Genomic DNA, 18384 nt, shown 5'->3' with positions numbered 1-18384 from the left:
TCGCAATAGCAATGCAAATAGCGGGCGGCTTCAATCTTTGGGGGACAACGTCATGTGCACATTTGTCGGATCACTTCTGTCAGCATCGATCCTAGCAGGCGTGTCGCTGTGTCCGGCGGCACATGCGCTCAGCCTCGATCCTCCGCAGGAAGTTAATCCGCGCGACGCGCAAGAGGAGAAATCCGACATCGTCGTGACCGGCCTGAAGTCCGACGACGGTCAGGGCAGGGTCACGGAGGGCGGCGCCCTGGGTCCAAAAACCCTCTTGGACACGCCATATTCGATCACGGTCGTAGACAAGGACGATATCGCCAAGCGACAAGCCAACAGCATCGCGCAGATCTTCGTCAACGACCCGTCGGTGTCGTCATCCGCACCGGCCGGGACGACCAACTGGTGGGGCGCGCAAATCCGCGGACTGGGCGTGCGCAACTACTATATCGATGACGTCCCGCTGCTGCTGTACTGGGGCGGCGATTTCCCGCTGGAGCCGATCGAGAGCGTGACGGCGCTGAAAGGCCTGACCGGTTTCATGTACGGCTTCGGTTCGCCGGGCGGGGTCATCAGCTATCGCACCAAGCGGCCGACCGCAGCCCCGCTGCTGACCACGGAAATCGGTTATCGCACCAACAGCATCTTTTACGGCCGGATCGATGCGGGCGGTCCGTTGAGCAAGGATGGCAAGCTGGGCTATCGCCTCAACCTGGCTGGGGAAAAGGGTACGGCCTACAATAGGGCCGGGGTCAATCGCCTGGTGGGGTCGCTCGCGCTGGAATATGCCGTCAGCTCCAAGCTGAACTGGTATGCGACCGCGACCTACGAGGATAGCGACCTGCGGCACGAACCGTTCCAGGTCTATTGGAGCGGCTATGCCGATACCGTCCTGCCGAAGGTCAGCTATGATTATGGCAAGCTGAACATTGCCAACAGTTTCTACCGAACCAAAACGCTGTCGACCGCGACCGGGCTGCACTGGTCTTTTGCCGATGGCTGGTCGGCAAAGCTGACCTACGGCTATACCAGCAAGCTGCATCATTCGAACAAGATGTTCGTCTACATGCTGAATCAGGCGGGGGATTATGAGGGGAACGCCTATAATTTCGCCCAACTGGACAGGAATCATTTCGCCCAGGCGATGATCCAGGGTGCTTTCACGACCGGTCCGCTGCGCCACGAACTCGTCGCCGGGGCGGCGTATCAGAGCAGCCCTACCAAATTCGGGCTGACCGACTATCACTGGGGCAACGATTTCAACGGCAATATCTACCAAGACCAGCCGTTCCGCGTGACCCGCACCATTCGGTTCGGCACGGATGTGTCGCCGTCACGGGACCGGCAGGAGGCACTGTTCCTGAGTGATACAGTGCATCTGGGCGATCATGTCCAGGCGATGCTTGGCGCGCGCTACACCCGCTACCGGCTGTTCGACCTTGACGCGGATACGACAACAGACTCGGGCTATCGTACTTCGGCCGTGACGCCGACGGTCGCGCTGATCTACAAGCCTGTGCCGTTCCTCTCGATCTATGGCAGCTTTGTCGAGGCCATGGAGCCGGGCAGCCGCGTCGGCGGCGAATATGCCAATGTCGGCGAAGTGCTGAAGGCGACGATCAGCCGGCAATATGAGGTAGGGGCGAAATACGAACATCGCGCGCTGAGCCTGACCACTGCCGCCTTCCGCATCGAACGCGCGAACACGATCGACAGCATCGTTGCAGGGGCGCGCCGACTGACCCAGGACGGACTGACGGTATACAAGGGCGTGGAAGCGATCGCCGGATATCGCGTGACGTCGGACCTGAAGCTGGGACTGGGCGCCGTCCATCTCGATCCGACGATTCGCGACGTGTCTGCGGGCAACGAAAACCTACTCGGCCATATTCCCGGCGGTGCATCGAAATGGCAGATCGTTGGTAACGGCGAATATCACGTCGCTGCCATTCAGGGGTTCAGCCTGCACGCCAATGTCCGCTATTTCGGCAAGGCGCCGACCGACGATCGGAATCTCCTGTTCATCCCGGCGCTCACGCTTGCAAACGCTGGTTTTCAGTATGAGACGGGAATCGGCGGTCGCACGGTGACCTTTGTCGGCAATGTGAACAACATGCTGAATGCGAAATATTGGACACAGACGAATGTCGGTGAGGGTATCAACGGGTCGCTGAGCGCGCGCGTCGCTTGGTAGTAACGTCGTTAGGCGGCAGCCGCTTACCACTCCCGCGCGGATGTCCCGGTCGGATCCACGGAAGACCGTGGTTCCGACCGGGAATAATGGCCCTGACTTTGGTCTGCCACGCGTTGAGCAAAACGGCCTCTGTTGGATGAGCTTATCCATCCAACAGAGGGTGGGTCAGAAGCTGTAGCGCAGGCGAACACCGTAGGTGCGCGGCGGAGCAAGGACGCCGTTGATCGGGTAACCGGTCAACGCAACCGACTGATATGCGGTGTCGGCGGTCTTTTCGTTCGTGATGTTGTTGATGAATCCGATGATCTTGTATCCGGCCACCGCCTCATAGGCGAGCGACACATCGGCCTTGCCGAACGACGGCTGCGAGATTGCGGCGACGTTGAATTCGTCGAAAAAGACCTTCGACGACCAGTTGCCCTGTACCCGTGGCACGATCGTCCCATGGGCGATGGCGATCCGGTATTCCACGCCGGCGTTGGCGGTGAAGTCGGGCGCTTGCGGCATCCGGTTCCCCGACAGATCGAGCAGCCCGAGCGACGGCCGTCCCGGATCGGTGTTGAAGAAGTCCGTGAAGCGCGCGTGCATCCAGCTTCCATTGAGATTGAAGCGCAGTTCGGGGGTAGGATCGAAGTTGGCTTCCGCCTCTACGCCATAAATCCGCGCCGCTGCGGCGTTGGTCAGTTGTGCCGCGGTGCCGACCAGTTTTGACAACTGGAGATCGGAATAGTCGTAGTAGAAGCCGGCGAGATTGAGCCGCAACCGGTTGGAAAGACCGCGTACCTTCAGGCCCGCTTCATAGGCCCAGACCGATTCCGGTTTCACCGCAGGGTTCGACAGGATCACGCCCGTGCTCGTCGGGATCACCTGTGTACCGCCCAGATTGAACAGGCCCGCCTTGAAGCCCTTTGACACCGACGCGTAGAGTAAGGTCTGCGGGTTGACCTGGAAGTTCACGCCGAACTTCGGCGTGAACGAATTGAAGCGTGCCGAAACGCGGTTAGGGGCAGCAAAGGGCAGCTTCGGATTGTTGAGATCGGCCGGTGCCAGGAACGCCCCCGACCGGACGAAATCGGTGTAGAGATCGTCGTCCGTTTTCTTTTCCGTGCTGTACCGCGCGCCGACGATAAGAGTCAGGCGATCCGTGGCGTGGTACGAGCCCTGGCCGAAGACCGCGACACCGCGTGTCTTGAGGTTTCCGCCGGCGGCATAAGTGCCGACATAGGTTCCTGGAACATAAGGGAAGCCAAAAACAGCAGCGTTGGCTGGCGACCATTGCGTGCCGAACAGATCCTCTGCGAAGAAATAGGCGCCGGTCGTGACGTCAAACCGGTTCCCGGTGTAGTTGACGTTGAGTTCCTGCGAATAGGTATCCGACTTCTCGTTGGTGATCGCCCGTGCAATTGGTGCACTGGTCGAGTCGATATCGGCGTTCAAATAGACGTCGGTGTGGCGCCATGCGCTGACCGACCTAATCGAAAATGCACCGAGATCGAGTTTCGCGTCAACCACCACGCCGCCGGTTTTCCGGTCGTACCGCGTATCCATGTCGTTCGCGACGTTGTAGCTGCGCTGGAGGGCGACCCCGCCCAGAGCAACGCCCAACAGCGGCTGTCCGGTGACGCCGACTTCGCCGGTCAGACCGCGCGCGCCGATCAAGTTTGGCTGACTTGAGTTGTCCTTCTGCCGACCAATATCGCCGATGACGGTGATGGCGAGGTTGGGGGCAGGGCGCCAGAGCGCGGTCAAGCGCGCGCTGCGGCTCCTGACGTTGTTGACGTCGTTGCCGGTGACGATGTTTTTGCCATAGCCATCGCGGGTCTGGCTGAACACGGCCATACGAATGCCGAGCGTATCAGTAACGGGTCCGCCCACCGCACCCTCGGCGATCAGGTCGTTGTAATTGCCGTACGAGACCTGGCCGTAACCGGACCACGAATTGGTCGGCCGGTTGGTGTAGATGTTCACCGCGCCGCCGGTGGCGTTGCGGCCATACAGCGTTCCCTGCGGGCCGCGGAGAACTTCGACGCGGCTGACATCGTAGAAATTGCCGATCTGGGCGGCTGGGCGGGAAACGTACACATCGTTGAGGTTGTACGCGACACTGCCTTCGGCACCGGCGGCCGTGTTGCTGAAGCCGATCCCGCGGATGTTGAGTTTCGCCGAACCCAGAATTTCGCTGTAGTTGAAGCTCGGGATGCTCGTTGCGAGACTTGCAATCTGGATGATGCCGGCTTTGGCGAGCGATTCACCGGAAATCGCGGTGATTGCGATTGGCACCCGTTGCACGCTGGACTCGCGCTTGTCCGCGGTGACGATGATGTCGTCGCTGTTTCCTTGAACGGGCGCGAGGGAGGCCGCGGCTGTCGGCTCCGGTGCGGCCTGATCTAGTGCGGGCGCAGTCTGCGCTACGGATGGTACCGACCATAGCAGAACGGCGGACGACGCCGCGAGCAGCAGGTTCGTCCGGAAGTTGCAGGATATATAGGTCATAGCCTTCCCCCTCTTTAGTGTAGTCGGCTGCGCAGGACGCGCGGAGCCGAGAAAGCGTTCGCGCGTAAGCGTGCGAACCGTGGGGCAGGGTTGTCCTGATATTCGGGATCAACCTGCCGGTCGAATACGAAGTCCGTCGAGCCGCGCACGCTCTGGTCGTGCCGCCCGTCGCTTCCTCCTGCGGGAGTATGAAGGCCTGTCGGGATGGTGCGTTTGTTGCCGGCCTTTGCCGGTCGCTGGAAAATGACGGAACAGGCCACGGCACGCCGCTGCCGCAAGGTTTCCGAAATGCCTCCTCGTGCTCTCATTTCGCGCTCCACTCCCGACCTCTGGCCGTATCGACATCACGCCATTTCGGCTGTCTCGATTATTTGTAGGTGAAACATCTGTTGTAATGCGAACTATGTCAGGCCTGTTGAGTCGAGCGTCGAAAAGCTTTGAAAAGCCCGGACAACGATCAGATCGGTTCGGCCATTCGGGTGTAGAAGCTGTCCACTGCGGCTTGCGCGTTGAGCTTCATTCCTTCGTTCCTGCGAACGCATGCAGCGGCATCTTCCTGGCCACCGCGCTCACCGACCTTGCGCGACTCTTCCTGGACGAAAGTGCAGCGTTCGACTCGACGCTCGTAGAAGGCGGCAAGACAGGCGGGAATGTCGGTTGCCTGCCCCAGCATCTCTGCCAGGACGACCGCATCTTCCAGGGCCATGGCACCGCCTTGGCCCATGAACGGGGAGGAGGCGTGCGCGGCATCCCCGATTAACAGGGTGCGACCCTTGTTCCACGGCATCGGTAACCGCATCTCCTCGACTGCCGTATAGAGTACCTGTTCGGGGCGCTGGATCTCGGCGAGGAGGGGCGCGGCCGGCCCTTCGAACTCGCCGAATTTGGCCACCATTTCGGTGTGAAGCGTCGCGGGATCGTAGTAGCGATCCTTGGTCTCGTTCGCGGTGGCGAAAACATACAGCATATCATTGCTGATCGGCATGATGCCCAACCGTTTGCCAACGCCCATCATCATGATTTTATTGGTGATTGCTGCCGGCTTCCGGTGGATGCTGCGCCATACGCCAAAGCCGGAAAAACTGGGTTCAATCGCGCCGTAAAGCTTCGTTCTGGTGGCGGAACGGATGCCATCCGCGCCAATCACGGCGTCATAGCGACCGACGCTTCCGTCGGAAAATGCCACTGAAACGTGATCGCCAGCATCGTCGATCTGTTCGACGACGGTGCCGAGTCGAATCGGAACGCGATGCGACTCCAGCGCCGCTGCCAGAACGCGGTGCATTTCGGAGCGCTTGATGCCGAGGATCGGCGGGACATGACTGCCGCCGATGCGGGGATAGACGGTTGAGACAATCGATGTCCCATCGGCGTTGTAATACGGATTGACGCCGTCTTCGCTCGACCAGCCAGCGTCCAGAATGTCGGCAAGGACGCCGATGCGGTCCAGCGCCGCCAGCCCGTTGGCATAGACGAAAATGCCCGAGCTCGAGGGCTGCCACACCGCCTGTTTCTCGACCAGTGTGGGCTCGATGTTCTCGCGGGCAAGCGCGATTGCGAGCGCTGCCCCGGCAATGCCGCCGCCAATCACCAGGACGCTTTTAGTCGAATGCATAGATCCAAACTCCAACCTGTGGGTCATGTTCTCATTTAAACCACTTGCCTCACATATAAACAAGCGATAGATCGAAATCACCTCATCGATCGGGACGCCTGCGGTCAGCCGCTACTGCCAGGTCAACCTTGGTAGAACGTGCGCGCTCGCGTCTTCCCGCAGAAGCAAGGTTAGAAATGATCAACGTCGAGACTGAAATGAACCCCACGATAGAAGCACAGGCTGAGCAGGCTAGCGTGGGCGAGGTCATCGTGCGCCTGCTCGAACATTGGGGCGTGACCTACGCTTTTGGCGTGATCAGCATCCACAACATGCCCATTCTGGATCCGCTGGGCGTGCGCGACAATATCCGCTTTGTGGCGGCGCGCGGGGAAGCGGGCGGCTTGAACATGGCGGATGCCTATGCGCGGGTGTCGGGCTCGCTGGGCGTGGCGTTCACCAGCACTGGCACCGCGGCAGGCAATGCGGCCGGCGCCATGGTCGAAGCCTTGACTGCCGGATCGCCGGTAATGCACATCACAGGCCAGGTCGAACTCGAGCATCTCGACCGGGACCGTGCCTATATTCACGAAGCGCCGCGCCAGTTGGAAATGCTGCAAGCGATTTCCAAGGCGGCATTCCGGATCAGCTCGCCAGACGAACTGGTGGCGACGATGGTGGAAGCCGCGACGGTCGCGCTTTCCGCGCCGACCGGCCCGGTCAGCATCGAGATTCCGGTGGACGTGCAGGCGGCATTGATGTCGGTTCCCGCCGTCCTGCCCGAAATCGAACGGCGCGTGCTGCCGACCGCGCAGAGCGATATCGATGCGCTGGCGGCCATGCTGCGTGCAGCCCGGCGCCCGATGGTGCTGCTGGGCGGTGGTGCGCGTGGGGCGGAAGCCGAAGCGACGCAGCTCGCCGATTTGGGTGTGCCGATCGTCACGTCGACCAACGGCCGGGGCATCGTGCCTGAAATGCATCCGTTGTCGCTGGGCGCGTTCAATTGCACTCCGCAGATCCAGGCTCTGTATGAAGAGGCGGACTTGCTGATCGTCGCAGGATCGCGGCTCCGCGGCAACGAAACCTGGACCTACAAGCTGCGCCTGCCGGCGCGTGTCGCAGTGATCGATTGCGATGTAACGGCTGATGGTCGCACCTATAGCAACGACCTGTTCGTACACGGCGATGTGCGCACTGCGCTGGCTGGGCTGGTCGACGCGGCGGCGGAAGGGCTGGAAATCGAACCCGCGTTCGTCGCCAAGATCACCGCCGCGCGCGAAGCCATGCCGGCGAACCTGCGCGCCGGCCTGGGCGACTATGCCGAATTGGTCGATGCCGTGCAGGCGGCCATCCCCGCCGAGGCGGCATGGGTGCGCGACGTCACCATTTCGAATAGCACCTGGGGGAACCGCTATCTTCGCGTCGGCCACTCGCGCGCCGGCGTTCACGCAGTGGGCGGCGGCATCGGCCAGGGATTGCCGATGGCGATCGGTGCGGCGTTGGCTTCTCCGGCGGGCGCGTTCGCGTTGTCCGGCGATGGCGGTCTCAGCCTGTGTCTGGGTGAATTGATGACGCTGGCGCAAGAGCAGCCGGACGTGACGCTGATCCTGATGAACGACCTGGGATATGGCGTGATCCGCAATATCCAGGACGTGGAGTATGGCGCGCGCAAGTTGTTCTCCAACATCCTGATCCCCGACTTCGGCGCACTCGCCGTCGCTATGGGGTTGCGGCATGAGAAGGTTAGCGACGTGGGCGACGTGGCCGCTGCGCTGGCGCGGGCACGGTCCAAGCCCGGCGCGGCTATCATTGAAGTCGATATGGTGGCGATCGGGCCGTATCCCGTGCGCTTCGCAGGCCCTCCCAAGCTGGCGAAGTGACCATGTCGGCCCGTCCCCCCCTTGGCATCGGTTTCATTGGTGACGGTGGCATTGCGCATTCGGTTCGCGAAGCGCTGACCGCATGCGGCGATGTGCCGTATCGTACTGTGGCGATCCTGACGCGACCGTTCGTGCTGGATGGCGATCGCCCGATCGTGGAGGATGTGGCAGCGCTGGTTGCTGCCCGACCGGACATCGTGGTGGAATGCGCCGGTCACAGCGCCGTGTCCGAATTTGGCGAGGCGGTCCTGCGCGCGGGGATTCCACTGATGGTCGTTTCCATCGGATCGCTTGCCGACGATGCGTTGCTGGCACGGTTGCGCACCGCGGCGGACGATGGCGGCAGCCGGGTCATTCTTGCCGCGGGGGCGATGGCCGGGATCGACGCGCTGGCCGCGGCACGGCTGGGGGGGCTGTCGCGTGTACGGTATATCGGACGCAAACCGCCGATGGCCTGGGCTGGAACCCCGGCCGAGGAACTGGTGGACTTGTCGAACCTGCAGGCGCCGGCCACGTTTTACGTCGGCAATGCGCGGCAGGCGGCGCTAAAATACCCGAAGAATTCCAACGTGGCGGCGACGATCGCGTTGGCCGGGATCGGTTTCGATCAGACCGAGGTCGAACTCGTGGCCGATCCGAATGTAGCCAAGAACGTCCACGAGCTGATGTTCGAGGGCGGCGATGGCCGCTTCGAGATCAGCATTTGCGGGGAACCCTCGCGAGCCAATCCAAAGACTTCGGCGCTGACGGCGCACAGCATCGCTCGACTGCTTTCGGGCATGGCTTCCCCCATCGTCATCTGATCGGAAACGGGCATGGACTTCACGAAGATCTTCGTCGGCGGCGATTGGCGCACCGGCCGGGGCGGCTTGGTCGATAGCATCAATCCCGCCGATGGCAGCGTTGTCACCCGTTATGGTACCGCCGGCGTGGACGACGTGAAGGACGCGGTCGCCGCAGGTCAGCGCGCTGTCGCCGATCCCGAATGGCGCGCAATGTTGCCCCACCAGCGTGCCCGCATCCTTACCCGGATTGGCGACGCGATCGAGGCCGATGTCGACACGATTTCCGTATTGCAGACGGCCGATACCGGAAAGTCGCGCGCCGAAACGCGGGCGCTGGCGCTCTCCGCTGCAAGCACGTTCCGCTACTTCGCCGCAGCGCTGGAAACCATGGACGAAAGCCTGACCAGCCCGCGCGGACGCTATTTGACGCTGTCCTTGCACGAACCAATCGGCGTGATCGGCGCGATCACGCCGTGGAACTCGCCGATTGCCAGTGACGCGCAAAAGATCGCGCCCGCGCTCGCTGCGGGCAATGCGGTGGTGCTGAAGCCAGCGGAATGGACGTCGCTTGTGTCGCTTCATCTGGCAGGCATTATCGCCGCCCAAGGGCTGCCCAAGGGGTTGCTGTCGGTGTTGCCGGGGCCGGGGCGCATCATCGGAGAAGCGATCGTCCGCCACCCCGGAGTGGGCAAGATCCTGTTTACTGGAGGTACCGCCACCGGTCGTCGTATCGCCGCTGCTGCTGCCGAAAAGCTGATGCCGGTTTCGCTCGAGTTGGGCGGCAAATCGCCGACGATTGTACTGCCCGATGCGGACATCGACCAGGCGATCGCCGGCATTCTGTTTGGGATCTTCAGCTCATCCGGCCAATCCTGCATCGCCGGGTCTCGCCTGTTTGTCGCACGATCGCTTTATGACGCGTTCGTGCCGCGCCTCGTTGAACGGACCAAGGCGCTGCGAGTTGGGCCGGGTACCGCGCCGGATACGCAGGTCGCACCGCTCGTCTCCACCCTTCACCGCGACACCGTCGCAGACTTTGTCGAGCGCGCTTTGGCGGACGGGGCAACGTTGCTGTGCGGCGGCGGTCGACCGGAAGGCGCGCTGTATGACAATGGCGCCTATTATCTCCCGACAATCCTGGCTGGCGTCACCAACGACGCCGCGATCTGTCGCGAGGAAGTGTTCGGGCCGGTACTGGTGATAATGCCGTTCGACGACGAGGCCGACCTCATCGCCCAGGCGAATGACAGTGTTTATGGTCTGGCCGCTGGGATCTGGACCCAGAACTTTCCCCGCGCCTATGCGCTCGCCCGGCAGTTGGAAGTCGGGACGGTGTGGATCAACACGTATAAGCAATTCAGCATTTCGACGCCGTTTGGTGGCTGGAAAGACAGCGGTCTTGGTCGCGAAAAGGGGCGGGACGGGATCCGGGCCCACATGCAGCAAAAAAGCGTCTATGTCGGGTTGGATCCTTCGCCTTTGCCTTGGGCGTGAACCAATTGTGGTTTGCTGGCGCATCGGTATAGGCTGGACTGAAGGATAAGAGGGCTCCCGATGTCTGACGAAGAACAACCCGATGCGCTGGATGAGCGGTACATCGTGCCCGGCCTGGCGCGCGGGCTGCAGATGCTGCAGTCGTTCACTCGCGATCGGCAGGAGCAAACTATCGCCGAGATGGCGCGGCATGCCAGCGTCACCCGTTCGAGCGCGTTTCGGATCGTTTACACGCTGGAGGCCTGCGGTTTTCTGCGGCGCGGACAGGATTCTCGGCGGTATCAACTCGGGTCGCGCGTGTTGGAGTTGGGGTACAGTTTCCTGGCGGGCAAGGACCTTATCGAAGTCGCCACGCCGATCCTCCGGAAGTTGCGCGATGACACGCAGACCTCCACCCATCTTGCCGTGCGCGAAGGTTGGGAAGTCGTCTATGTCGCCCGGTTCCAGGGAAACACGTCGCTGATCAGCGCAATGACGGTGGGCACCCGGCTGCCTGCCCATGCCACGGCACCGGGCCGCGTGTTGTTGACCGGCCTGCCGCTGTCCGAGGTCGTGGCGCTGTACGAATCCTATAATTTCCAGACGTTCACGCCGGAGACGCCGGACAGCATCGGTGCTCTGGTTGATCTGGTCGAACGCGCCCGGCGCGAAACCAGCGTGGTCAGCTGGGGCTTCTTTGACCGCGACGTGGCGAGCGTTGCCGCGCCCGTGTTTGGGGCCAGCGGCAAGCTGGAAGCGGCAATTTCGGTAAGCTGCCCGATCACCACCTATGACCGGGAAAACTTTTCTACCACCGTGCGCAGTGCGGTTGAAGCCGCGGCTGCAGAGATCTCGCGCGGCATGGGCTATCGCAAGATGGAGGCGGCCTGAGGGTCAGCCCTCGTCAACGGCGGCTTTGAGCTTGGTCAAGAACGCTAGCATCGATGCGGCGGGATCCTCGCCCTTTTCGTGGAGCACGGTGATTCCCCATTGTTCCAGCACCGCATCCTGCACAGGATCTTCCTTGGCGGTGAACACGAAGGACGAGGGGCGATCGCGTTCGCGGCCTGAATCCCGCCAGGTCTGCCACATGCGATACAGGGTCAGCCGGATGTTCAGGTCCGACATGCTGTAACCGACGAAGATCAGCGTGCGACCGAGCGCATCGGCCTTGAACTTGGTATCGAGCGGTGTCTCGAATGCGAGCCGCTTAAAATAGTCGGTCTCGGCGATGACCAGCGATTCATCGTCATCGAAATCGCCGTGGAATTTGACGATCTGCGGCTGGCCGACATCGGCGTTGACGATGTCGCTGGTGTTGGCGACCTTCGCGAACGGCTTGCCGTGGATCTGATACGCGATTTCCAGATTATTGTCGTAATTGGTCGTGTAGATGATCGGGAAATCGAGCTGGACGATGAGTTCGTGGATACGCGATTCCGCTACACGGTCAGCCGATACGCTCCAGGTGCGGTCCATCCAGCTGCGCAATGGGCCGATGCTCCCGTGCTGTAGCCGGTAATATTCGGCCAGCGTTTGATAACTCCAGTTGCCCGGCTGGTCCATCAGTCCGAGTTCGCTGCGCATGTGATCGATCAACTCAGCCCAGGAGGGCAGGCCGACGCTCATCGACACGCCTGCGCCCGCGAACAGGATCGCGCGTCGATCGCGAACGGCGTTGGCGAGCTTTGCGAGCGACGTCATGCGGCGCGGATCAAAAACGAGCCGAGGCTGAACATGCCCGGCACGATCCGACCATCCTGTGGGTTCGTCAACCCCGTAGGACGGGTGTTTAGGGGCGGGTTTAGGCAAGAGGTAGATGTCACCGCATCGGCCCGGGCGGCAAGGATCAGCTCGGTCATAAGGATCACGAAGGCTTCCCATTTCGTAGAAGTCATGTGCGCGGCGACAGTGCGGCAAAGCCCTATGCCAGCCTTGGGGGGCATAGGGCTCTGCGAGGCAGGCGAGACTTGGTCCGGTCAGGCGGTCTCGTCGGACAGGAAGGTTTCAACCAGTCGGTTAAACTCGTCAGCGCGCTCGACCTGCGCCCAATGCCCGCATTGCGAAAAGACGTGCAGATCCGCGTTCGGCATAAGACGCAACAGGATTAACGCCGTATCCCACGGTACTACCCGGTCGTCGCGGCCGTAGATAAGCAGCGTCTTGTGGGGGATGTCGCCGGCACGGCGCCACAACGTCCGCATCCAATCCAGGTTCGGCTTCGAATGCACCAGCAGTTCGCGTGCGACGGAAGCCTCGAAGCGGCGTTCGACCATTTCCGGCGTGATCCGGTCCTGGTCGAACACCATGCCGCGCAGGATGCGTTCCAGTTTTTCCTTGGTTGGTTCGTCCTTGTAAAACTCCGTCATGTTCCGCGCGCCTTCGGTCGGAAGCGGCGAGAACATTGGCAGCGATCCCGCCGTTCCCATCAAGATCAGGCGATCGACGATTTCCGGCCGCGCCAGCGCGACTTCGATGGAGACGCTGCCGCCCACGGAATTGCCGAGGAAATGCGCGGATGGAATCCCCATCGCGTCGAGCATGTCGATGATGACGGTCGCGTACCAGGCGACGTCCATATAACCGTTGGCCGGTTTGCCGGATTTGCCACAATGCGGCAGGTCGATCGCCAGGACGCGATATTTCTCCGCATAAACAGGCAGATTGGAACCGAAATTGCCCCATGCTGAAGCGCCGGGCGCGGTGCCGTGCAGTAGAACCAGCACCGGGCCCGATCCCGCTTCGTGATAGTGCATCGTGGTGCCCTGCACCTCGATCGTGCGGGACGTGCTTTCAGCCGTATGGGTTGAGACCGTCATGGTGTTCTCTTTTCGTCGAAAGGGGTAGGGGGCGGATCAATGGCGCGCGGGCGGATTGAACTTGTGACCCCAGACGCTCGGTTCCGTGTGGTGCGTGACGTGCCACGTCTCATCGTCCACGCTGAGGCTGCCCCAGCCGAACTCGATCGCCCATCCTGACGGTGTGAGCACGTAGAAGGAAACGACGTTGTCGTTGGAGTGACGACCCAGATCCATCAGGATATGCGCGCCCGCCTTCTTTGCACGATCCAGGGCAAAGCCGACTGCGTCGAGCGTGGTCACCTCAAGCATCAAATGGTTGAAGCGGCGCGGCAGGGGCCAGTTGCCGAGGGCCAGCGAATGGTGGCGGCTGTTGACGTGGAAGAAGGTTAGGTGTGCGATGCGATCCGGCAGGGCCAGATCGTTATAATCGCTGATCTTGAAGTCCAGCGTCTTCTGGTAGAACTTGACCTGAGCGTCATAGTCGTCGGTCCCCAGCACGATATGGCCAAGGCCCTGCTCACCGGTCAGGAAGCCGACGCTTTTGGGCGACTGGAACGGATCGTGCCGAACTTCTGTCGCACCGTAAAAGGCCTCGACGCGGTTGCCGTCGGCATCCTTGAAATGGAAGAACGACAGGACGCGCCGCTCCTTGGCTTCTTCAGGCGTGCCGTCGGTGACGGCGACGCCCGACGCCTGCAGGCTTTCACGCAGCGACTGAAGATCCTCGAGCTTGGTGGTTTCCCAGCCGGCGTAGAGAATGTCTTCGCTCGGCCCCGGCTTGAGAAAGATGCGGGCCTGATAGCTGTCGTTGCGCAGTACCAGCGTGCCATCGGCCAGCTCTTCGCCGATCTGGAGACCGAGGATCTCCGTCGCGAAATGCTTCCATTCATCAAATTTGACGGTTTCGAACGCCAGGTAACCTAGGGTGCGGATCTGTGACAATGGTGCTCTCCTGTGATCGAGGGGAATGGGGTGTTGGCGGAACTCAGGGATCGAACCGCTTCGCCAAGCCATGACCCCCCGCGACGGCGGCGAGGCCTCGCACGCCGATTCCGCCGTCGACATGAATGACCGTCCCTGTCGCTGCGGCGCCATCGCGACGCGAGGCGAGCAGCAAATAGGGGCCGACATATTCGCTGACGTCGGGAAGTCGGGCGAGTGGCACGCCGACCTCCAGCCAATCCGCCAGCGGGAATGCGTCGATGGACTTGTCCGACTGGCCCAGCGCGGCGGGGCCGCGCAGGTTGGTAGAGATGGCGCCCGGGGCGACTGCATTGACGCGGACAAATGGCGCCAGTTCGTGCGCCGCCTGGCGCATCAGACAGAGATTGGCGTGTTTGGTTGCAGTGTAGATGGTCCCACCGCCGCCGGGATAGAAAGCGGCGTTGCTCAGCGTCATGACGACGCTGCCGCGGCTGCGCACCAATGCCGGGATGGCGGCCTTCAGCGCGAAGAAATAGCCCTTGGTGTTGATCGCGAAGAGCTCATCGAACGCCTGTTCGAGCACGTCATCGGCGATATCGACCAGCGCGGCATTATAATCCCAGATGCCGGCGTTCGCGATCAGGCAGTCGAGCTTACCGAAGCGTTCGCAGGCAAGGTCCACCGCCGCCTGGTTTGCCGCCAGGCTGCGCACGTCGCCGGTGATCGTCGCAACCCGATCGCCTGCCAGCGCGTTAAGCGCTTCTGCGTTCATATCGAGGAGGGTCACCGATGCGCCTTCCTCGAGGAAACGCGCGGCGATCGCGCGGCCGAGGCCCGAGGCACCGCCGGTGATGAGGACAGATTGACCGTCAAGCTGCGCCACGAACACGTTCCTTACCTAGTTTATGCAGATCCTGCGTGGGGTCGCTCAGCACGTCGTGCGATGGCGTTACGCCGCGTTCGATAAGCCTCATGGCGCCGCGAACATCGTTCGCGCGGTTGAGCGTAACGGCAGCGACCAGCGCGCCGTCGCGGAGGTGGAACACGGTGGCGCTTCCCGAAGCCGGATCGCCACGCAGCACCGCTTCGTCGCCCGGGCGCGCAAGGCCGCAGCCTTCGAGGTGATGCGTATATTGATCCGTCCAGAACCACGGGAGCTCGTGATAGGGCTCGCCACGGCCAAGCATCGCGCGGGCTGCTGCGGCGCCCTGTTGCTGGGCGTTACGCCAATGCTCCAGCCGACCAGCGACTGGCATATAGCGCGACTGATGCCGCGCCACGTCGCCGGCAGCATAGACCCCCGGCACCGACGTGGCGCAAAACGGATCGACCAGAATGCCGTTGTCGACGGCCAGTCCGGCGGCTTCCGCAAGCGCGGTTTCCGGCACGATGCCGATCCCGACGACCACGATGTCCACCGCGATCTGGCGGCCGTCGTGCAACTCCACCGCTTCGACCGCAGTATCGCCATGCAGGCGGACCACGGCTGCGTTGCTGTGGATGCGGACACCATGGCCGCGGTGCACCGCCATCATCGCGTCGGCCAGGGGTGCCGGCAGGACGCGTGCAAGGCAGCGATCTTCCGCCTCGATCCAGTCGACTTCGCACCCCGCCTGAGCAGCGCTCGCCGCCACTTCCGCGCCGATCAATCCGCCACCGATCACCGCAACGCGCATGCCGGGCCGTAGTCCGGTATGGATGGCCAGGCCATCGCGCGCGTTGCGGACATAATGCAGCCCGTCCAATTCTGCGCCCGGCACGGGCAGATGTCGGGGCTTGCCGCCGGTTGCCACCAGGAGCCGGTCGAACGTGATGGACTCGTCTTCGCCGAGCAGCACGCGCCCGCCGGTCAGATCGATTGCGGTCACCGTAACGCCGAGACGCAGATCGATCCGAAGCTCGGCATAGCGATCCGCCGTCAGGATCGGCGGGACCGTCCCAGCCAGCAGCAGTTCCTTCGACACCGCCGGCCGATCATAGGGCAGCTGTTCTTCCGCACCGATCAGGACGATGTCGCCGATATGCCCTTCATCTCGCAAAGTCATGGCGGCCGCCACGCCGGCCGCACTGGCCCCGATGATGACAATGGTGCCGATCATGTGTCTGTCCCATCGGGCACACCGACCAGGATGCGACCGTCGTCGACGCGCACGGGATAGGTCGTGAGCGGAATGGTCGCGGGCAGGGTGCGCGCCTTGCCGGTGCGGATGCAGAAGGTGCCCGCATGCAGCGGGCATTCGATCCGCCCGTCTTCAACAAACCCTTCCGCCAACGAAGCCACTGCATGGGTGCAGATGTCCTGCGTCGCAAAATACCCGTCCTCCAGCCGATACACGGCGATCGGACCCGCTGCAGATTCGATGCGCATCACATCGTCGATCGCGAGATCATCGCCCCCGGTAACTTCCAGCCACTGCATGTCGATCACGTCCGCACCGCGATCAAAAGAACAGCACGAGGTTGTTGGACGCGATGACCGACTGGTCCCCCGTCACCAACCGTCCGGCGATCCGCCAGCCATCCCCCGTGAGCCGCAGCACATCATTGCGCCGGCCGGAGAACAGCGACGGCGGTTCATCCATCCGTGAGATGTAGACGAGGAACGCCGACGTCACCTTGATCTCGTCCGGCTGGTCGCCGGCGGCGATCTGGACGTTGGAAATCATGTGCCGCGCGCGGGCGCGGGGGTCATCGGACCAAGCGGTGCCGGACAGCAGGCGCTTTACCCGCGTTGCCATCCGCTTCTTGTTGTCGTCGAAGATCATGATCTCGTCGCCCGACTTGAAGCGACGTTCGTCGCGCCGGGTACGATCGATCCGCAGCGGCATCTGATACACGATGTCTTCCGCCATCAGGTCGAGCCAGTCGTTATACTGGCGATCATCCAGAATGCAGGCTTCGTGATAATAGAACTGCTCGATTTCCCATTGCAGGCGCAGCGGATCACTTTCGATGTCGATCGGCGCATCCAGCGCTACGGCGGCTTCAGCGGACATTTGCGAGAACCTCCTGCTTTGTGGCGCCGGCTTCCAGCGCTTCGTTCGGCTTCGTCACCAACTCCAGCCAGCGGGCGTAGAAGTTGCGGGCCGATACTTCCGTCAAATCCGGGCCGGTGAGACCCGGCCAGTCGTCGTACGACTGATAGCCGCCCATCTGCATGTTCAGTTCGGACGTGCGCGCGATCGCCCCGCTCAGCGGCCGCTGGATATCCACCCAGTTGGCGCTATCGTCCTGCTCGAAGATGCCAGCGGGACCGAACGTCATCGCCGTCACTTTGCTGCGCAGTTCGACGACTTCCTCGGGCGAGTTGCGATCGTACAGAACCCAGGCCCAGATCTCCATCTCGTTGGGGCCGCGCGGAATCCACACATTGATGCGGCGATTGGCGTGCAGATAGCCGAAAGTCGGGAAGAAGTTGCAGTAGACCGGGTAGAAATCGGCCCATTGTTGACCGAATTTGGCGGCGACGCCGGGCTGTTCGATCTGGGTGATATAGTCCGCACCGATCTGACCGGTTGTCGTCATCAACTGCGCAACGAACGCCTCCTGGCCCGCTAGGAAACCGCCGCCATGCCCCTCGACGCTGGTGAAAATACGGCCTGGCTCCCCATCGAAGGGCGGGGCTTCGCCTTCGATCAGGGCTGTGATCGCGGACGAGTGAGAGGTCATGAAGTGAAAATTGTCGCTGGTCAGCTGTTCGGCGCCCAGCTTCCAATTGCACTGCACCCGCCATTTATACACACCGCCATACGCTGCCATGCCGCCTTCGGTTCGACCGAAGTTAAGGTCGAAATACAGCGCAGCGTCACCAAGCGAGGTGCGGAAGTCCGGCGCGTTTTCGTCCCAGTTGCCAAAGACAAGCCCGTGATGGACCTCGACCTGCGGCACACGGCGCGCGCTCCATTTCTTGCGATCGAGCGGTTCCTTGTACGAGAATTCTTCCCGTGGAACGTTGGTGAGGGTGCCGGCCGTGTCGTACGTCCAACCATGATAGGTGCAGGTGAAATTGCGGGTGTTGCCGGATTCCCCGCGACACAGCGTGGCGCCGCGGTGGCGGCACTGGTTGAGAAAGGCCGCGATCGTGCCGTCCGCCTGGCGGACGACGATTACGGGATCTTCGCCCATATAAGCGACGAAATAGTCGCCGCTGTTCGGAATCTGCGAGTCCGGGCAAAGCATGATCCAGCTCCGCGCGAAGATTCGTTCGAGCTCGAGCTGATAGATTTCGGGATCCGAGTAGACCGAGGCG

General features: G+C 62.1%; 15 protein-coding genes. 5 read left to right on the top strand and 10 right to left on the bottom strand.

Annotated elements, in window-relative coordinates; translation table 11 throughout:
• The first annotated feature begins 52 nt into the window (after positions 1 to 52).
• Positions 53 to 2185 carry a TonB-dependent siderophore receptor gene (locus QBJ92_RS04355; RefSeq protein ID WP_277968454.1) on the top strand — a complete coding sequence of 711 codons (2133 nt, stop codon included), beginning with the start codon at positions 53 to 55 and terminating at the stop codon, positions 2183 to 2185.
• Between the two features lie 165 nt (positions 2186 to 2350).
• On the opposite strand, the gene QBJ92_RS04350 is transcribed toward QBJ92_RS04355, so the two are convergent.
• Positions 2351 to 4678, bottom strand: a complete 2328-nt coding sequence (locus QBJ92_RS04350) for a TonB-dependent receptor (protein ID WP_277968453.1) — start codon at positions 4676 to 4678, stop codon at positions 2351 to 2353.
• Positions 4679 to 5135: 457 nt separating this feature from the next.
• Positions 5136 to 6293 (bottom strand): FAD-dependent monooxygenase, encoded by a 1158-nt coding sequence (locus tag QBJ92_RS04345; RefSeq protein WP_277968452.1) that lies wholly within the window; start codon positions 6291 to 6293, stop codon positions 5136 to 5138.
• Between the two features lie 197 nt (positions 6294 to 6490).
• Between QBJ92_RS04345 and QBJ92_RS04340 the strand changes: the two genes are divergently transcribed.
• From QBJ92_RS04340 to QBJ92_RS04325, 4 genes are read left to right on the top strand one after another with little or no spacing between them, the layout of a single operon-like run.
• The gene (locus QBJ92_RS04340) at positions 6491 to 8152 is read left to right on the top strand and encodes a thiamine pyrophosphate-binding protein (protein ID WP_277968451.1); all 1662 of its coding nucleotides are present in this window, start codon (positions 6491 to 6493) and stop codon (positions 8150 to 8152) included.
• Positions 8153 to 8154: 2 nt separating this feature from the next.
• Positions 8155 to 8955 (top strand): aspartate dehydrogenase, encoded by an 801-nt coding sequence (locus QBJ92_RS04335; RefSeq protein WP_277968450.1) that lies wholly within the window; start codon positions 8155 to 8157, stop codon positions 8953 to 8955.
• A gap of 12 nt (positions 8956 to 8967) precedes the next feature.
• Complete coding sequence (locus QBJ92_RS04330; RefSeq protein ID WP_277968449.1) at positions 8968 to 10431, top strand: aldehyde dehydrogenase; 1464 nt, start codon at positions 8968 to 8970, stop codon at positions 10429 to 10431.
• Between the two features lie 60 nt (positions 10432 to 10491).
• Positions 10492 to 11301 carry an IclR family transcriptional regulator gene (locus tag QBJ92_RS04325; RefSeq protein ID WP_277968448.1) on the top strand — a complete coding sequence of 270 codons (810 nt, stop codon included), beginning with the start codon at positions 10492 to 10494 and terminating at the stop codon, positions 11299 to 11301.
• A 3-nt stretch (positions 11302 to 11304) separates the two neighbouring features.
• Here QBJ92_RS04325 and QBJ92_RS04320 read toward each other — a convergent pair whose 3' ends face one another.
• The 8 genes from QBJ92_RS04320 to QBJ92_RS04285 form a co-directional block, all read right to left on the bottom strand.
• On the bottom strand, positions 11305 to 12114 hold the full coding sequence (locus QBJ92_RS04320) for an SIR2 family NAD-dependent protein deacylase (RefSeq protein WP_277968447.1): 810 nt from the start codon (positions 12112 to 12114) through the stop codon (positions 11305 to 11307).
• Between the two features lie 275 nt (positions 12115 to 12389).
• A complete protein-coding gene (locus QBJ92_RS04315; protein ID WP_277968446.1) occupies positions 12390 to 13166 on the bottom strand; it encodes an alpha/beta fold hydrolase in 777 nt (258 codons plus the stop codon).
• A gap of 99 nt (positions 13167 to 13265) precedes the next feature.
• Positions 13266 to 14153 (bottom strand): VOC family protein, encoded by an 888-nt coding sequence (locus QBJ92_RS04310; RefSeq protein ID WP_277968445.1) that lies wholly within the window; start codon positions 14151 to 14153, stop codon positions 13266 to 13268.
• A 43-nt stretch (positions 14154 to 14196) separates the two neighbouring features.
• Positions 14197 to 15018 (bottom strand): 3-(cis-5,6-dihydroxycyclohexa-1,3-dien-1-yl)propanoate dehydrogenase, encoded by an 822-nt coding sequence (hcaB, locus tag QBJ92_RS04305; RefSeq protein WP_277968444.1) that lies wholly within the window; start codon positions 15016 to 15018, stop codon positions 14197 to 14199.
• Positions 15005 to 16234 carry an NAD(P)/FAD-dependent oxidoreductase gene (locus QBJ92_RS04300; RefSeq protein WP_277968443.1) on the bottom strand — a complete coding sequence of 410 codons (1230 nt, stop codon included), beginning with the start codon at positions 16232 to 16234 and terminating at the stop codon, positions 15005 to 15007. Before QBJ92_RS04300 ends, hcaB begins: the two co-directional genes overlap by 14 nt.
• Positions 16231 to 16554: a non-heme iron oxygenase ferredoxin subunit gene (locus tag QBJ92_RS04295; protein ID WP_277968482.1), complete on the bottom strand. Its 324-nt coding sequence runs from the start codon at positions 16552 to 16554 to the stop codon at positions 16231 to 16233. Before QBJ92_RS04295 ends, QBJ92_RS04300 begins: the two co-directional genes overlap by 4 nt.
• A 22-nt stretch (positions 16555 to 16576) precedes the next feature.
• On the bottom strand, positions 16577 to 17131 hold the full coding sequence (locus tag QBJ92_RS04290) for an aromatic-ring-hydroxylating dioxygenase subunit beta (RefSeq protein ID WP_277968442.1): 555 nt from the start codon (positions 17129 to 17131) through the stop codon (positions 16577 to 16579).
• On the bottom strand, positions 17121 to 18314 hold the full coding sequence (locus QBJ92_RS04285) for an aromatic ring-hydroxylating oxygenase subunit alpha (RefSeq protein ID WP_277968481.1): 1194 nt from the start codon (positions 18312 to 18314) through the stop codon (positions 17121 to 17123). The genes QBJ92_RS04290 and QBJ92_RS04285 overlap by 11 nt, the downstream gene beginning before the upstream one ends.
• Positions 18315 to 18384 lie beyond the last annotated feature (70 nt).

Origin of the sequence: Sphingomonas echinoides, from assembly GCF_029623395.1 — a bacterium.
Classification (GTDB): Bacteria; Pseudomonadota; Alphaproteobacteria; order Sphingomonadales; family Sphingomonadaceae; genus Sphingomonas; species Sphingomonas echinoides_A.
The sequence above is the reverse complement of the archived record's forward strand: the minus strand, read 5'-3'. Positions and strand labels throughout refer to the sequence as shown.

What these genes read in the sequence shown, in the direction of transcription:
- QBJ92_RS04285 (WP_277968481.1), bottom strand. Translation starts at nt 18,314, where the DNA reads ATGCTTTGCCCGGACTCGCAGATTCCGAACAGCGGCGACTATTTCGTC.
- QBJ92_RS04335 (WP_277968450.1), top strand. Translation starts at nt 8,155, where the DNA reads ATGTCGGCCCGTCCCCCCCTTGGCATCGGTTTCATTGGTGACGGTGGC.
- QBJ92_RS04345 (WP_277968452.1), bottom strand. Translation starts at nt 6,293, where the DNA reads ATGCATTCGACTAAAAGCGTCCTGGTGATTGGCGGCGGCATTGCCGGG.
- QBJ92_RS04300 (WP_277968443.1), bottom strand. Translation starts at nt 16,234, where the DNA reads ATGATCGGCACCATTGTCATCATCGGGGCCAGTGCGGCCGGCGTGGCG.
- QBJ92_RS04325 (WP_277968448.1), top strand. Translation starts at nt 10,492, where the DNA reads ATGTCTGACGAAGAACAACCCGATGCGCTGGATGAGCGGTACATCGTG.
- QBJ92_RS04295 (WP_277968482.1), bottom strand. Translation starts at nt 16,554, where the DNA reads ATGCAGTGGCTGGAAGTTACCGGGGGCGATGATCTCGCGATCGACGAT.
- QBJ92_RS04320 (WP_277968447.1), bottom strand. Translation starts at nt 12,114, where the DNA reads ATGACGTCGCTCGCAAAGCTCGCCAACGCCGTTCGCGATCGACGCGCG.
- QBJ92_RS04350 (WP_277968453.1), bottom strand. Translation starts at nt 4,678, where the DNA reads ATGACCTATATATCCTGCAACTTCCGGACGAACCTGCTGCTCGCGGCG.
- QBJ92_RS04340 (WP_277968451.1), top strand. Translation starts at nt 6,491, where the DNA reads ATGAACCCCACGATAGAAGCACAGGCTGAGCAGGCTAGCGTGGGCGAG.
- QBJ92_RS04290 (WP_277968442.1), bottom strand. Translation starts at nt 17,131, where the DNA reads ATGTCCGCTGAAGCCGCCGTAGCGCTGGATGCGCCGATCGACATCGAA.
- QBJ92_RS04355 (WP_277968454.1), top strand. Translation starts at nt 53, where the DNA reads ATGTGCACATTTGTCGGATCACTTCTGTCAGCATCGATCCTAGCAGGC.
- QBJ92_RS04315 (WP_277968446.1), bottom strand. Translation starts at nt 13,166, where the DNA reads ATGCACTATCACGAAGCGGGATCGGGCCCGGTGCTGGTTCTACTGCAC.
- QBJ92_RS04330 (WP_277968449.1), top strand. Translation starts at nt 8,968, where the DNA reads ATGGACTTCACGAAGATCTTCGTCGGCGGCGATTGGCGCACCGGCCGG.